Source organism: Azospirillum sp. A23 (assembly GCF_042938965.1).
Lineage (GTDB): Bacteria > Pseudomonadota > Alphaproteobacteria > Azospirillales > Azospirillaceae > Azospirillum > Azospirillum melinis.
The window spans coordinates 1,042,893-1,056,947 of sequence record NZ_CP170663.1; the positions used below are offsets into that span (position 1 = coordinate 1,042,893).

The 14,055-nt window shown below is 70.7% G+C and carries 14 protein-coding genes; 9 read left to right on the forward strand and 5 right to left on the reverse strand.

From position 1 onward, the window contains the following. Positions 1-30 precede the first annotated feature (30 nt). From xylA to ABNQ40_RS04515, 3 genes are all read right to left on the reverse strand, one after another. Entirely contained in the window at positions 31-1,353 is a 1,323-nt protein-coding gene (gene xylA / locus ABNQ40_RS04505; protein WP_109051024.1) for a xylose isomerase, read from the reverse strand. Then, a complete protein-coding gene (xylB, locus tag ABNQ40_RS04510) occupies positions 1,350-2,801 on the reverse strand; it encodes a xylulokinase (RefSeq protein WP_109051023.1) in 1,452 nt (483 codons plus the stop codon). The genes xylA and xylB overlap by 4 nt, the downstream gene beginning before the upstream one ends. 69 nt (positions 2,802-2,870) lie before the next feature. Next, positions 2,871-3,944, reverse strand: a complete 1,074-nt coding sequence (locus ABNQ40_RS04515; protein WP_109051022.1) for a LacI family DNA-binding transcriptional regulator — start codon at positions 3,942-3,944, stop codon at positions 2,871-2,873. A gap of 300 nt (positions 3,945-4,244) precedes the next feature. Between ABNQ40_RS04515 and ABNQ40_RS04520 the strand changes: the two genes are divergently transcribed. After that, positions 4,245-6,095 carry a DEAD/DEAH box helicase gene (locus ABNQ40_RS04520; protein WP_247879929.1) on the forward strand — a complete coding sequence of 617 codons (1,851 nt, stop codon included), beginning with the start codon at positions 4,245-4,247 and terminating at the stop codon, positions 6,093-6,095. Between the two features lie 53 nt (positions 6,096-6,148). Here ABNQ40_RS04520 and ABNQ40_RS04525 read toward each other — a convergent pair whose 3' ends face one another. Then, entirely contained in the window at positions 6,149-7,102 is a 954-nt protein-coding gene (locus ABNQ40_RS04525; protein WP_109051021.1) for a LysR family transcriptional regulator, read from the reverse strand. A 123-nt stretch (positions 7,103-7,225) separates the two neighbouring features. Between ABNQ40_RS04525 and ABNQ40_RS04530 the strand changes: the two genes are divergently transcribed. From ABNQ40_RS04530 to ABNQ40_RS04545, 4 genes are all read left to right on the forward strand, one after another. Next, the gene (locus ABNQ40_RS04530) at positions 7,226-8,071 is read left to right on the forward strand and encodes a hypothetical protein (protein ID WP_109051020.1); all 846 of its coding nucleotides are present in this window, start codon (positions 7,226-7,228) and stop codon (positions 8,069-8,071) included. 44 nt (positions 8,072-8,115) lie between these two features. Further along, positions 8,116-8,700, forward strand: a complete 585-nt coding sequence (locus tag ABNQ40_RS04535) for a YceI family protein (protein ID WP_109051019.1) — start codon at positions 8,116-8,118, stop codon at positions 8,698-8,700. Between the two features lie 88 nt (positions 8,701-8,788). Beyond that, positions 8,789-9,790: a glutathione S-transferase family protein gene (locus ABNQ40_RS04540; RefSeq protein WP_109051018.1), complete on the forward strand. Its 1,002-nt coding sequence runs from the start codon at positions 8,789-8,791 to the stop codon at positions 9,788-9,790. 28 nt (positions 9,791-9,818) lie between these two features. Continuing rightward, positions 9,819-10,490 carry an alpha/beta hydrolase gene (locus ABNQ40_RS04545; RefSeq protein ID WP_109051017.1) on the forward strand — a complete coding sequence of 224 codons (672 nt, stop codon included), beginning with the start codon at positions 9,819-9,821 and terminating at the stop codon, positions 10,488-10,490. On the opposite strand, the gene ABNQ40_RS04550 is transcribed toward ABNQ40_RS04545, so the two are convergent. Continuing rightward, positions 10,455-11,597, reverse strand: coding sequence for an NnrS family protein (locus ABNQ40_RS04550; RefSeq protein WP_109051016.1), 1,143 nt, complete (start codon positions 11,595-11,597; stop codon positions 10,455-10,457). The two genes, ABNQ40_RS04545 and ABNQ40_RS04550, sit on opposite strands and share 36 nt — an antisense overlap. Before the next feature lie 135 nt (positions 11,598-11,732). Between ABNQ40_RS04550 and ABNQ40_RS04555 the strand changes: the two genes are divergently transcribed. The 4 genes from ABNQ40_RS04555 to ABNQ40_RS04570 all read left to right on the forward strand — a co-directional run bounded on the left by ABNQ40_RS04555 (position 11,733) and on the right by ABNQ40_RS04570 (position 13,958). Beyond that, the gene (locus ABNQ40_RS04555; RefSeq protein WP_109051015.1) at positions 11,733-12,452 is read left to right on the forward strand and encodes a Crp/Fnr family transcriptional regulator; all 720 of its coding nucleotides are present in this window, start codon (positions 11,733-11,735) and stop codon (positions 12,450-12,452) included. Positions 12,453-12,569: 117 nt separating this feature from the next. Next, positions 12,570-12,845 (forward strand): DUF1858 domain-containing protein, encoded by a 276-nt coding sequence (locus ABNQ40_RS04560; RefSeq protein WP_109051014.1) that lies wholly within the window; start codon positions 12,570-12,572, stop codon positions 12,843-12,845. Beyond that, the gene (locus ABNQ40_RS04565) at positions 12,827-13,318 is read left to right on the forward strand and encodes a hemerythrin domain-containing protein (RefSeq protein WP_109051013.1); all 492 of its coding nucleotides are present in this window, start codon (positions 12,827-12,829) and stop codon (positions 13,316-13,318) included. Before ABNQ40_RS04560 ends, ABNQ40_RS04565 begins: the two co-directional genes overlap by 19 nt. A 118-nt stretch (positions 13,319-13,436) precedes the next feature. Then, complete coding sequence (locus ABNQ40_RS04570; protein ID WP_109491079.1) at positions 13,437-13,958, forward strand: DUF2249 domain-containing protein; 522 nt, start codon at positions 13,437-13,439, stop codon at positions 13,956-13,958. Positions 13,959-14,055: the final 97 nt, after the last annotated feature.

Sequence of the window (14,055 nt, forward strand, 5' to 3'; positions counted from 1 at the left end):
TGATCGACGGAAGCAGAGGGGCTGTGGGGCTCAGACGTAGCGGTTGACGATGTTCTCCAGATACTCCTGCCGGCCGGAGCGCGGCTGGGGGTTGAGGCCCGAGGTCAGCGCCCGCTCGGCCAGTGTGGCGAGGTCGCGCTTGCCGGACAGGATCGCCTGACCCTCCGCGCTGTCCCAGCCGGCGTAGCGCTCGGCCAGCGGCCCGGTCAGGGCGCCGTCCTCCAGCATCTGCGCCGCCTGCAGCAGGGCGCGGGCGCAGGTGTCGACGCCGCCGATGTGGCCGTGCAGCAGGTCGGCGGGGTCGAGCGACTGGCGGCGGATCTTGGCGTCGAAATTCAGGCCGCCGGTGGTGAAGCCGCCGCCCTTCAGGATGTCGTGCATGACCACCGTCAGCTCGCCGACGTCGTTGGCGAACTGGTCGGTGTCCCAGCCCAGCAGCGGGTCGCCGCGGTTCATGTCGAGCGAGCCGAAGATGCCGAGCGCCAGCGCCAATCCCACCTCGTGCTGGAAGCTGTGGCCGGCGAGGATGGCGTGGTTCTGCTCTATGTTCACCCGCACGTCGGCCAGCAGGTCGTAGCGTTCCAGGAAGCCGTAGACGGTGGCGACGTCGAAGTCGTACTGGTGCTTGGTCGGCTCGCGTGGCTTCGGCTCGATCAGGATCGGCCCGTCGAAGCCGATCCTGTGCTTGTGCTCCACCACCATCGCCAGGAAGCGGCCCATCTGGTCCAGCTCGCGCTTCAGGTCGGTGTTCAGCAGCGTCTCATAGCCCTCGCGCCCGCCCCACATGACGTAGTTGGCGCCGCCCAGCGCGTGGGTGGCCTCCAGCGCCGCGCGCACCTGCCCGCAGGCATAGAGGAAGACGTCGGGGTCGGGGTTGGTCGCGGCACCCGCCATGTAGCGGCGGTTGGAGAACAGGTTGGCGGTGCCCCACAGCAGACGGACCTTGGCGGTCTCCATCTTCGCCGCGAACAGCTCGGTGACGGCCTTCAGGTTGTCGACGCTCTCGGCGAGCGTTGAGCCCTCCGGCGCGGCGTCGAGGTCGTGGAAGCAGAAGAAGGGGATGTCGAGCAGGCGGAACATCTCGAAGGCGACATCGGCCTTGGCGCGGGCCGCCGCCATCGGGTCCTGGCCGGGGCGCATCCATGGGCGCTGGAAGGTCTCGCCGCCGAAGGGGTCGCCGCCCGGCCAGCAGAAGCTGTGCCAGTAGCAGGCGGCCAGCCGCAGATGGTCCTCCATCCGCTTGCCCAGAACCACGCGGTCCTTGTCATACCAGCGGTAGGACAGCGGGTCGCGGCTGTCCGGCCCGCGATAGGCCACCGGGGACAGGTCGCCGAAGAATGAGGCGGTGCTCAAGACGCGAACTCCTTGGCAAGGGGGTAGAGCCGGCGCCAGCGCAGCCAAGCCTGGCTGTACGCCTCGGCGCGGGCCGGATCGGGGGTGAAGGTCTCCAGACGGCGGGGCTTGCGGCAGACGGCGGCGGGGGATTCTCCGGTCGCCGCCATGCGGCCGAGATGGGCGGCACCCAGCGCCGCCCCGACCTCGCCGTCCTCGATGCGGTGGATGGTGACGCCGAGCGCGTCGGCGCAGATGCGCGCCCACAGCCCCGAGCGGGAGCCGCCGCCGGCAAGGTCGAAGACTGTCGGGGCGCCCTCCCCCAGCGCGACGAGATTGTCGCGGGCGGCGAAGGCGACGCCCTCCAGCACCGCCTGGACCATCGCGTCGCGCGTCGTCTCCGCCGACAGGCCGGCGAACAGGCCGCGCACGGTGGCGTCGTTGTGGGGGGTGCGCTCGCCCGACAGATAGGGCAGGAAGGCGACCGGCGACGGGCCGTCGACCGCGTCGCCGAGCGGGGCCAGCAGCGCCGCCTCCGGCGCGCCGAGGGTGGAGGCGGCCCAGGCCAGCGAGGCGGCGGACGACAGCATGACGCCCATCTGATGCCAGACGCCGGGCAACGCGTGGCAGAAGGCATGAACCGCCATTGCCGGGTTGGGCAGGAAGCGGTCGGTCGTCCGCCACACCACGCCGGAGGTGCCTAGGCTGAGGAAGCCGTCCCCCGGCGCGATGGCGCCGAGCCCGACCGCGCTGGCGGCGCAATCCCCCGCCCCGCCGGCCACCACCGGTGGATTTCGCATGCCCCAGCGGCGGGCCAGTTCGGGCGACAGCCGGGCGACGGCGTCGGAGCCTTCGGCCAGATCGGGCATGTGGGCGCGGGTCATCCGGGTGGCGGCGAGCAGATCGTCCGACCAGTCGCGCCTTGCCACGTCGAGCCACAGCGTGCCGGAGGCGTCGGACATCTCCTCCACCATCGCGCCGGTGAAGCGCCAGCGGACATAGGCTTTGGGCAGCAGCACCTTGGCCAGCGCCGCGAAGACCTCCGGCTCCTCCTCCGCCACCCACAGCAGCTTGGGCGCGGTGAAGCCGGGCATGGCGATGTTGCCGCTGAGGGCGCGCAGCGTCGGGAGGGTTTCCTCCAGGGTCGCGCACTGGCGGTGGGAGCGGCCGTCGTTCCACAGGATGGCGGGACGCAGCACCCGGTTGTCGGCGCCCAGCAGAACCGCGCCGTGCATCTGGCCGGAGAAGCCGATGCCGAGCACGGCAGCGAGCGCTTCCGGCTGGCGGTCTGACAGCTCGTCCACCGCGGCGATGGCGGCGACGACCCAGTCCTCCGGTTCCTGCTCCGACCACAGGGGATGCGGGCGCGAGACGGTGCAGGGGCGGGACGCGCTGCCGGCGACGGCCCCGTCGGCGTCGGTCAGAACCGCCTTGACGCTCGAGGTGCCGATGTCGATCCCGAGAAACATGACTGTCGACCTTCTCCGATGCCCGTCAGGGCGTTTTCCGATGTCCGTCAGAGCAAATTTCCATGTCCGTCAGGGCAGGTTGTCGCGCAGGATGACCTGGACCCTGATGTGTTCCTGCGCCGCGACGATCTCCTGGCCGGTGACCAGGGCGTGGAGCACCCGGCCCATCGAGCGCACCTCGTGCCCCGGATCCTGGGCGACCAGGGCGGCGAAGCTGCCGTCCAGCAGCATGCGGCGGGTGGCCGGCGTCAGTTCGTGCCCGACGCAGAGGATCTTGCGGGTAAGACCGGCCTCGGCCAGCGCCTCGCCGATGCCGACCGAGCCCTCGCCGGTGTTGTAGATCGCCACCAGATCGGGCGTGTCGGCCAGCATGCGGCGGACCAGATCGTGGTTGCGGCCGGGATCGTCGCGGCCCTCCACCGGGGTCAGGCAGGTCAAGTGGGGATACTCCTCCGCCAGCACCTGCCCGAAGCCGAAGCGCCGTTCGGCATGGTCGCGCAGGCTGCCCGATCCGGTGATGATGCCGACCGAACCTCCCCGATTCACGATGCCCGGCTCCCCGGCGCGCGGGGGCCCGAGGAAGCGGCCGACCAGCGATCCGGCGGTGCGGCCGGCGGCGATGTTGTCGATGCCGACATAATGCTGGCGCCGCGACGACGGGGCGTCCGACACCAACGTCACCACCGCCATCCCGCCCTCGACCAGATCGTCGATGGCAGCGCGGATGCGCGGATGGTCGAGCGCCACCAGCGCCACCCCGTCGAAGCGGCCCGGCAGGGCGGCCAGCCGCGCCGCCAGCGTGTCGGCGTCGAACACGTCGGCCTCGACGATCTCCACCCCGATGCGGCGGGCGCGGAACCAGTCGGCCTGGGCGCGGATGTTGTCGGCGATGTCCATCATGAAGCGGTTGCCACCGCCGGGCAGGATCACGGCGAAGCGCCAGGACCGCGCCCGCGCCAGTTCCGCCGCCGCCGCCAGCGGACGGAAGCCCAGCCGCTGCACCGCGTCCTGCACCTTGCGCGCGGTCTTGTCGCTGACGCCGGGCCGCCCGTTGACCACCCGGTCGGCGGTCGCAAGGCTGACGCCGGCCGCAGCGGCGACGTCGCGCAGGGTCAGGGGTCCGTCGCTGGTTTGATTGTTCATGCCGCAAACATATTCCTGCGCTTTGAGGTGCGCAACTCAAATCTTGAGCTCCAGCTTGTGCTCTGCCTTTTGATAGGTAGTTGCGGCGCTGGGCCGGTTCGCACATGCAAAATTTCAGGTGCGTACATCAGAATACCGCAAGGCGGCTTGCTCATAAGGCTTAGGCGGCGCGAATCGCTCTCCCCGGCCGGTTGCAGCATTACTCCGCCTGGGGGCTGTTACCTACGATTGCGCTCAAGACCGGGGGACTCTCGGCACTTTAGGCTTGCTCCTCCCTCGTGCCACAGCCAGCAGGGTGGAATGCCGCAGCTGAGAACCCATCAGCAACTGGTCAGCGCCATCGCCGACGCCATCGGCCAGCAGCAGACGGAGGTTCGCGACGTTCTGGCGGCGGTGACGCCCGGCGGGGGGAAATCGCTGTTGCCGGTGATCATGGCGGCGGCGCTGCACAAGGCCGGGCGGATCGACCGGGTCTGCTGGATCGTGCCGCGCGACAGCCTGCGCCAGCAGGCGGAGGAGGCCTTCGTCGATCCGCGCTGGCGCGAGGTGTTGGGACACAACCTTGCCCTGCGCGCCGCGGAGAACGGGCGCGACCTCTGCCGCGGCCTGCAGGGCTACGTCACCACATATCAGGCGGTGGCCGCCGCGCCGGACCTGCATCTGCAGGAGTTCCGCCGCCACCGCTATCTGCTGGCGGTGGACGAGCTGCACCATCTGCCGGCGGTGTTCGACACCGACCGCATGGCGGCGGTGGAGGAGGAAACCGCCTGGAGCCGGTCGATCCTGCCGCTGCTGGAGAATGCGTCGGCCCGTCTGCTGATGAGCGGGACGCTGGAGCGCGCCGACGGCCGGCCGATCCTGTGGCTGCCCTACCGTGCACCGCAGGGAACGCGCAAGGTGCGGGAGGTCGATTTCAAGGCGCCTGGCTGGGCGGTGGTCGGCTATTCGCGGCGGCAGGCGCTGGCGGAGAAGGCGATCCTGCCGGTGACCTTCGGGGCGATGGACGGGACGGCCTCCTGGCTGGATGCGGAGCGGACCAACCGTTGGGTCGATTCCCTGTCGAAGGCGGGTGAGAACACGCGCGACGCCCTGTTCACCGCGCTGCGCACCGGCTTCGCCCAGGCGATGCTGCGCGAGGCCTACCGCTCCTGCCGGGAGCATCGGGCGAAGCGGCGGGCGGAGATGAAACTGCCGGCGGGCCGCGACGATGCGGGGCTGGGCAAGCTGCTGGTGATCGCCCCCGACCAGGGGACGGCGCGCTTCTATCTGGAGACGCTGCAAGGCTGGATGCCGAAGGCGCAGGCGGGGCGCATGGCGCGGCTCGCCATTTCGGAATGCCGCGACGCGCAGGAGGTGGTGGCGGCTTTCCGCCTGCGCCCCGAACCGGCGGTGCTGGTTTCCGTCGCCATGGCCTATGAGGGGCTGGACGCGCCGTCGATCACCCATGTCGCCTGCCTGACGCACATCCGCTCCCGCCCCTGGCTGGAGCAGGCCATCGCGCGGGCGACGCGGGTGGACCCGCATGGCGGCCCCTACGACCGGCAGCGGGCGCTGGTCTACCATCCCTCCGACGCGCTGTTCGAGCAGTTCCGCACCATGGTCGAGACGCAGCAGGGTACCCGCGCCATGGTGAAGACCCGCCGCCCGCAGCAGGAGCTTCCCTTCGAACGGTCGTCGGAGCGCGAGCCGGAGATCATCCCGCTGGAATCCAACGCCACGGCGCTGAGCTTCGCGGTGGTGGCACCGGGACCGGATTTTGGCGCGCAGGGCAGGGATCCGGGGGAATTGCCGCTGACGCCGAGTGCTGCGGAGCATCACCTGCGCCAGCGCATCGGCCAGCTGGTCGCGGCCCAGGTGATCGAGGACGAGGACAACAACCTCGTCGCCGAGGGGCCGACCGGCTACCACATCTACAACGCCGTGCTGAAGCGGCTGATGAAGAAGGCGCGCTCCGAAATGACGCTGTCGGAACTGGAGGCGACGGTCGGCTGGCTGGAACGCAACCGGCTGTCGGACCACCGGCACCTGATCGTCGACGATCCGCAGTTCACATGGTCGACCCGGCGGCGGGGGTCGCACCGGGCGGGCTATGGGATGCCGGCGGCTCGCGGCGCCGGTGGAGTCCCCTCTCCCCCCCGGGGAGAGGGTTAGGGTGAGGGGGACGCACTGCGTGTCTTCCCGAGAATCCTCGCCACGACTCCCCCTCACCCCGACCCTCTCCCCGGGGGGGAGAGGGGGATATCGGGGAGGGAGTGGGAGAGCGGATAACGCCCTTCCAGCAGGTCGCGGTCGCGGGTCAGCGCGTCGGCCATGAAGTCGAGGAAGGCGCGGACGCGGCCCATGTGGCGCAGATCCTCGTGGGTCAGCAGCCAGAGCTTGGCGTCTGCCTCCTGCACCGGCTCGCCGATGCGGCGGAAGGCGGGGTCGCGGTCGACGACGCCGCAGGGCAGCAGGCCAAGCCCGATGCCGGCCCGCACCGCCTCCACCGCCCCCGCCACCGAATTGACCCGGTAGCGGACCGAACCCGCCGGCACCATCCGCTTCATCCAGTGGGCGAGGTTGGTGTGGTCGAAGGACTCGTCCAGCCCGACCCAGGGGTGGCGGTCGAGATCGCCGCCGGTGCCCGCCTCTTCCAGATAGCCGGCGCCGCCATAGACGGCGAAGGCGAGGCCGGACACCGCGCGGCCGACCAGATTCTCCGGCGGGCTGGTGGTGGCGCGGATCGCCACGTCGGCTTCGCGCCGGGTCAGGCTGAGCGAGGCCTCCGCCGCCACCAGATCGACCCGCAGGTCGGGGTGGCGGCGGCGGAAGGCGGCGATGTGGCGCGGCAGGACATAGAGCGTCAGGATGTCGACGGTGGTCACGCGCAGGCTGCCGCTGATCCGGGTGTCGCGGCCGGACAGCAGGCGGTTGGCGGCGGCCAGATCCTCCTCCATCTTCTGCGCCACCCGCTGCATCTCGTCGCCCGCCGCGGTCAGCACATAGCCGCCGGGCAGCTTGTCGAACAGACGGGCGCCCATCGCCTGCTCCAGCGCCGTCACCCGGCGCAGAACCGTGCTGTGGTTCACCCCCAGGACGCGGGCCGCCGCAGACAGCGACCCATGCCGCGCCACCGCCAGCAGATAGCGAAAATCATCCCAATTGCTGCTACCTAGCATTTATTCCCGCTCATTCCTGCATATGCTTTTTGCAAATCTCCCGAATTTGCGCTTACCAGAGCACAGGTTAGGGTCACGGCCAAGCGCAACCTGCGCCATCCTATCGAGACCCGGCCTTCCCCCATGTCCGAGCTGCTTCAAGACCCCTTCGTCCAATCCAGCGTTCTGCCGCTGCTGGTCAGCCTGATCCTGGTCGGCGCGCTGCATCTGCTGCGCCGCCCGCTGGCGGCGGCCGGCATCGCCGCCGGCTTCCTGGTCGTCTTCGCGATGGTGATCGGCCTGCCGGCCCTGCCGCCGCCGTCGAGCATGGGCAAGCTGTTCTGGGCGTCCGCCGCCGGGCTGCTGATCGGCGTGGTCGCCGACGTGGTGGGGATCCGCGGCCGGGTCGCTTCGGCGGTGCTGGCGGTCTGGCTGGCCGCGTCGCTGCTGTGGATCGCCCTGCCCGCGCTCGACTCCGCAGCGGCGATCGTCAGTCTTGTCGTCCTGCTCGGCACGGCGGCGTGGGTCGCTTTTGCCCGCGGTTCGCAGACGCAGGGGGGCGAGAGCCCGACCGCGCCGGCCGCCTCGCTGCTGGCGCTGGCGCTGGCGGTCGGCGGCACCGCGCTGATCGGCTCGTCGGCTTCCATCGCCCAGATGGCGCTGGCGCTGGCGGCGTCGGCCGGCGGGTTCCTGTTGTGGAACTGGCCGGTGGAGCGCCATGGCTGGGGCCTGTCGGGCCGGGTCGCCACCGGCATCGCCGTCCTGCTGGCTGCCGTGCTGGCCCTGTTCACCCAGACCCAGGCCGCGGTGCTGCTGCTGGCCCTGCCCGCCCTGTTCGCCGGCCATGTCCGCCGCTTCATTCCCCAGGGCGACGGCCTGATCGGCCGCGCCGCCTCGTCGGCCGCCGTCACGGTGGTCGCGGTCCTTCCGGCGCTGGTCGCCATCGGCGCGGCCTTCGCGCTGAGCGGCGGCGAAGCGTCGCCCTACTGATCCCCCTTCCCAATCAGTCAATCCTGTTTTCCGGAGTTTCGTTCATGAAGAAGACCCTGTTTGCCGCCGCCCTGTTCGTCGCGACGGCGACCGGTGCTGTTGCCCCCGCCTTCGCCGCCCCGGTCAGCTACAAGATCGATCCGGCGCACACGGCGGTCGCCTTCATCGTCAACCATGTCGGCTTCTCCAACGTGATCGGCCGCTTCAACACGGTCGGCGGCGATATCAGCTTCGACAAGGACGCCGTCGAGAAGAGCACGGTCAGCGTCACCATCGACACCACCAGCGTCGACACCAACCACGCCAAGCGTGACGATCACCTGCGGTCGCCGGACTTCTTCAATGCGAAGGAGTTCCCGAAGATGACCTTCAAGAGCACGAAGATCGAGAAGACCGGCGACAAGACCGGCAAGCTGCACGGCGACCTGACCATGCTGGGCGTGACCAAGCCGGTCGTGCTGGACGTCACCTTCAACAAGGACGGCGTCAGCCCGGCCAGCAAGCTGGAGACCGCCGGCTTCTCCGCCCGCGGCACGGTGAAGCGCACCGAGTTCGGCATGAAGTACGGCGCCCCGGCCATCGGCGACGACATCCAGCTGCTGATCGAGATCGAAGCGGTCAAGTCCTGATCGCGGGCAGTCTTCGACTGTTGCAGAGTAGGAGGGGCCGGTTCGCCGGCCCCTTCGCATATGTGCAAGATGGACAGGAGGAACCGCGATGCCGCAGCTTGTGAACGGTGTTTGGGAAAAGGGCGACATCGCGGCCAGCGAGATCAAGGGCGGCGCCTTCCACCGCGAGCCGACCCGCTTCCGCGACTGGATCACGCCGGACGGCGCGCCGGATGCCGAGGGTCGGCCTGCCTTGCCGGCGGTGGCCGGACGCTATCACCTCTATGTCTCCTATCTGTGCCCCTGGGCCTCGCGCACGCTGATCTTTCGCGCGCTGAAGGGGCTCGAGGGGGTGATCGGCATGTCCGCCGCCGAGCCGGTGCTGGGCGAGGACGGCTGGGTCTATGGCGAGGAGCAGGACGGCGGTCCGGGCGTCGGCCGCTTCCGCCACCATTACAGCCTCTACACGGCGAGCGACCCGACCTACACCGGCAAGGTGTCGGTGCCGGTTCTGTGGGACCGGCAGGAAGGCCGCATCGTCAACAACGAGTCGGCGGACATCATCCGCATCCTGAACAGCGCCTTCGATGGGCTGACCGGCAACCGGCTGGACCTCTATCCCGAGCCGCTGCGGCCGGAGATCGACCGCTGGAACGAGCTGGTCTACACGACCGTCAACAACGGCGTGTACCGCTGCGGCTTCGCCAAGTCGCAGGCCAGCTACGACGAGGCGTTCGACGCGCTGTTCGCCACGCTCGACCGGCTGGAGGAGCGGCTGTCGGCCAGCCGCTATCTGGCGGGGGAGCATCTGACCGAGGCCGACTGGCGCCTGTTCGTGACGCTGGTGCGCTTCGACGCCGCCTATCATGGCGCCTTCAAGTGCAACCTGCGGCGGATCGAGGATTATCCGAACCTGTCGGCCTATCTGCGCGAGCTGTACCAGTGGCCGGGCATCCGCGACACGGTGAAGATCGACGACATCAAGGCCGGCTACTACACCAACCCGGCGATCAACCCGACGCTGATCGTGCCGAAGGGGCCGGCGCTGGATTTCGAGCGCAGCCACGACCGCGACCGGCTGCCGGGCGAGGGCATCTGGCAGCGGGCGTGACACGGCAACGACAGGAAGGGTGGTTTCCATGAGCAGCAGCACAACAGACTGTTCCGGCGAGGTCCTGCGCCTTGCTCCGGCCTCCGGGACGGCGGCGCGGCGGCTGGTCATCCTGCTGCACGGTGTCGGGTCGTCGGGCGCCGACCTGATGCCGCTGGCCCAGGCATGGCGGGGGGCGCTTCCCGACACCGCCTTCGTGGCGCCAAACGCGCCGCAGCCGTTCGACATGGGCAACGGGCATCAGTGGTTCAGCATCGCCGGCGTGACGGAGGAGAACCGTCCCGCCCGCGTCGCCGCCGCCCTGCCGGCGCTGGCCGAGCTGATCGAGGCCGAACGGCAGCGGGCGGGCGTCGCCCCCGCCGACGTGGCGCTGGTCGGCTTCAGCCAGGGCAGCATCATGGCGCTGCATCTCGCCATGACCGCCCCGGAGCGGTGCGGCGCGGTCGTCGCCTTCGCCGGCCGAATCGCGGCGCCGGTTCCAACCCCGGACGGGGCGGGACGGCGTCCGCCGGTTCTGATGGTCGGCGGTGCGGCGGACAGCATCATGCCGCCCACCGTGGTGCAGGCCGCCGCCGCGCATTTCCGCTCCGCCGGCTTTGCGGTGGAGGAGCATCTGCTGCGTGGCGTTCCCCACACCATCACCGCCGCCGGTGCGCAGCTCGGCCTAAACTTCCTGGAGCGCGTCCTGCCGTCGGCGTGACCGCCGCGGCCGGGTGAGCAGAACCCCGGCGGTCAGCAGCTGGCCGAGGGTCCAGAAGACCGCCGCGGCGGTCAGCAGCGTCATCGACGGCCACCCGACCGCCGTCAGGCGGAGAACCGCGGCAGCGGCCATGAGTCCGACGGCGACGCTGGCGGCGGGTGGGAAACGCTCCGGCTCCGCTTCGCGCTGAAGGGTGGTGCGGATCATCATGGCGCTGGCGAGGATGCCGAGCGCGCCGACCCCCAGCATGTGCCAGCCGGCAGCAGGCGGCAGATCGAGCAGCGGGGTGCCGGCGGTCAGCAGCCAGCCGGCGCCGAGGCAGAAATAGCCCAGATGAAGGCTGGCGATCTCCGGCCGGCGCAGCAGCAGATGCGGCTTCCAGCGGGCGAGCCGCAGCAGCGCGCTCGCCCCGGCCATCGCGGCCCCGGCGCCGCCGGCGAGGGGCAGCAGGCCGGTGGCGGCCGACAGCAGGCAGAGGGCGGCCCCGGCGATGCCCATCGCCTCCAGCCTCGGCTGGACCCGGTGCGCGAGGGTGACGCCCTGGCGGCGCAGGGCACCGGCGGTGGCAGCGGGGATGACCCGCCCGCCCATGGTCAGCAGCAGCGTGGCGATCAGCAGCAGGGCCACGGGCTGGCCGTTGCCGGGGACAAGGCCCAGCTCCCCGGCCCAGAACAGCGCCTCGGCACCGAGGAAGGCACCGATCAGCGGGCCGAACACTGCGTTGTGGCCGCTGCGGCTGGTGCGCAGGAAGGGCAGGCCGGCGACGACGAACAGCAGCAGCGGATAGGCGAAGCAGAGCGGCAGTGCCAGCAGCGGCGGCAGCCCCAGCAGCAAAGCCAGCCGGCCGGCGAGCCAGGACAGGAGGGCCACCGCCAGCATCGGACGCGACAGCCGGGTCATCAGGAAGCCGCCGACCACCGCCAGCGCATAGCCCAGCGTCATCTCGTGCGCATGCACGGCCGGCGACCAGCCCGCCGGCAGCAGGCCGCCGACCTGCGCCAGCCACAGCGGGACGGCGAGCGCCGCATAGAGCGCCGCCGCCGGGTACATCGGCCGGTGGGCGCTGGTGACGGCGCCGGTGGCGGCACCTGTAATGGGGGTGGGCATGGCGGGGACCTTCGCTGGGATGCTGCGGCCATTCTGGCGGCATGCCGGATTTCGCGCTTTGAGCCGCAACAAAGTCGTGCACGAATGGATGCCCTTCACGCCCCCGATCACGCCCAGCGCGCCAGGACGACCGCCATGCCCCCGCCCCCCGATCCCGCCATTCTGCGCGGCATGCCGCTGTTCGCCGGGCTGGATGCCGAGACGCTGGCCGAGGCCGTTGCGCTGGCGCGGCCCCGGCTGCATGTCCGCGGCACCGCCGTCTTCAGCCAGGGCGAAGCGGCGGCGGCCGGCCATGCGCTGATCGACGGGCGGGTGAAGATCGTGCAGACCGGCCCTGACGGGCAGCAGGTGGTGATGCGCTTCATCGGTCCCGGCGAGATGTTCGGCACGCTGGCGATCTTCACCGACGGGTTCTATCCGGCCGACGCCGTCGCGGTGGCCGATTGCGTCGAGCTGTCCTGGCCGGCCGCCGCGATGACCGAGCTGATGGACCGCCATCCCGCCATCGCCCGCAACGCGCTGTCGATCGTCGGCGGGCGGCTGCGCGAATTGCAGAACCGCCTGCGCGAGGTGGCGACGGAGCGGGTGGAGCGCCGCATCGCCCACGCCCTGCTGCGGCTGGTGCGCCATGCCGGGCGGCGGGTGGAGGCTGGGGTGGAGATCGATTTCCCGCTGTCCAGGCAGGATGTGGCGGAGATGACCGGCACGACGCTGCACACCGTCAGCCGAACCCTGTCGGCCTGGGAAAGCCAGGGCATCGTCGAGAGCGGCCGGCAGCAGGTGGTGATCCGCAAGCCCCATGCGCTGGTCGCCATCGCCGAGGATTTGCCGTCCCCGGCGGCCAAGCGCGACTAAGGGGACGGGAGTGATGGGTCGGGAGTGACCGGCGGGCGGGGTTGCGGTGGCGCAAAGACCGGCCGCGGCCGGGCGGTTAGGGTGGCGGCCTGTCCCCCGGTGCCGGAGCATGCCGAGATGGCCGTCCAACCGTCCCCCGCCGATTTGACCATGGCCGATTTGACGATGGCCGAGCTGATGAGTGTCCGGCCGGCGGCGGTGCCGGTGCTGCTGCGCCATGGCCTCGCCTGCCCCGGCTGCGCCATGGCGCCCTTCATGACGGTGCGCGAGGCGGCCGGGGCCTATGGGCTGGAGCTTGGCGCCCTGCTGGACGAATTCGCCGCCGTGGACGGGCGGACCATCCCGTCCGCAATCTCTTCCGGGGAGACCGTGCGATGCACACCGACAGCCTGACCGGACGCCTCCTGCATGACGACCACCACCGGGTGATGGAGCTGCTGGACCGGCTGGACGCCCTGTTCGTCCGCCATGGCGAGGACAGCCTGCCGGTGCTGACGGCGGAGGACCGGGACATCGTCGCCGATCTCGCCGCCGAACTGGACGGGCCGCTGGACAGCCATTTCGCGGCGGAAGAGGCGCTGTTCCCGGCGCTGGCCGCGGCGGGCGGGCACGAATGGACGGCCGACCTGCTGGACGACCACGAGCACATGCGCCCGATTGCCCGCCGTCTGGCCCGCTTCTGCGCCCTGGCTCTGCGGGAGGGGTTCGACTGGGACAGTTGGCCGGTCTGCCGCAGCTTCGGCGAGGAGCTGGTCCGGGTGCTGGTCCTGCACATCCAGAAGGAGGAGACGACGCTGGTGCCGGCCACCGACGCCCTGCTGTCGGCCGCGGAGGACCGGGCCTTCGCCGCCGCGATGGGCGGCTGAGCGCCCGACCCGTTCCGGGGTTTGTGCTGGAGCAAAGAAGGGGGCGGCGATCCGGGCTACAGGGGGACATGGCGATCCTGCCGCTCCCCCACAGACCAGACGGACGACGATGCCGACCATGACCTCCCCCATTGCGCCCACCGCGCCCGCCGCCCAGGCCGAACCGGTTCTCGATCTCCGCGCGATCCCGCCCTACCAGCGCCATCAGCTGATCTTCGCGTCGGTGCAGGATTTGACGCCCGGCGACGGTTTCTCGCTGGTCAACGACCATGACCCGCGCCCGCTGCACCACCAGCTGCTCAGCCTGTTCGGCGCCAGCTTCTCCTGGGAGTATCTGCAACAGGGGCCCGAGGTCTGGCAGGTCCGCATTGCCCGGCCCGAGGGGGCGGCGGCGGCCAGCCTGCGCGTGAGCATCGACCGCAACGGCGACGTGACGGTTGCCGCCGGCGATGCGAAGCTGGGTCCGGACGGCAGCGGCGCCTCGGTCTGCGAGGTGACGGATGTCCCGCCCGGCACGCTGGAGGGGGACGTGCTGGCGCTGTTGCAGGGCGTGATCCCGCCGGCCGGCGTGGTCAGCATCGCCTATGAGCGGTTGCTGGCCCGGCGCAACGGGTCCTGCTGCGGTGGCATGTGCGGCTGAGGATACCGTTTCGCTGATGGGCAGGGTTGCGGCAACCATTTCCGTCCCCGTCCGGTTCTGTGTGCGAGGCATCGCCGTATCGCACACAGCACGCCGG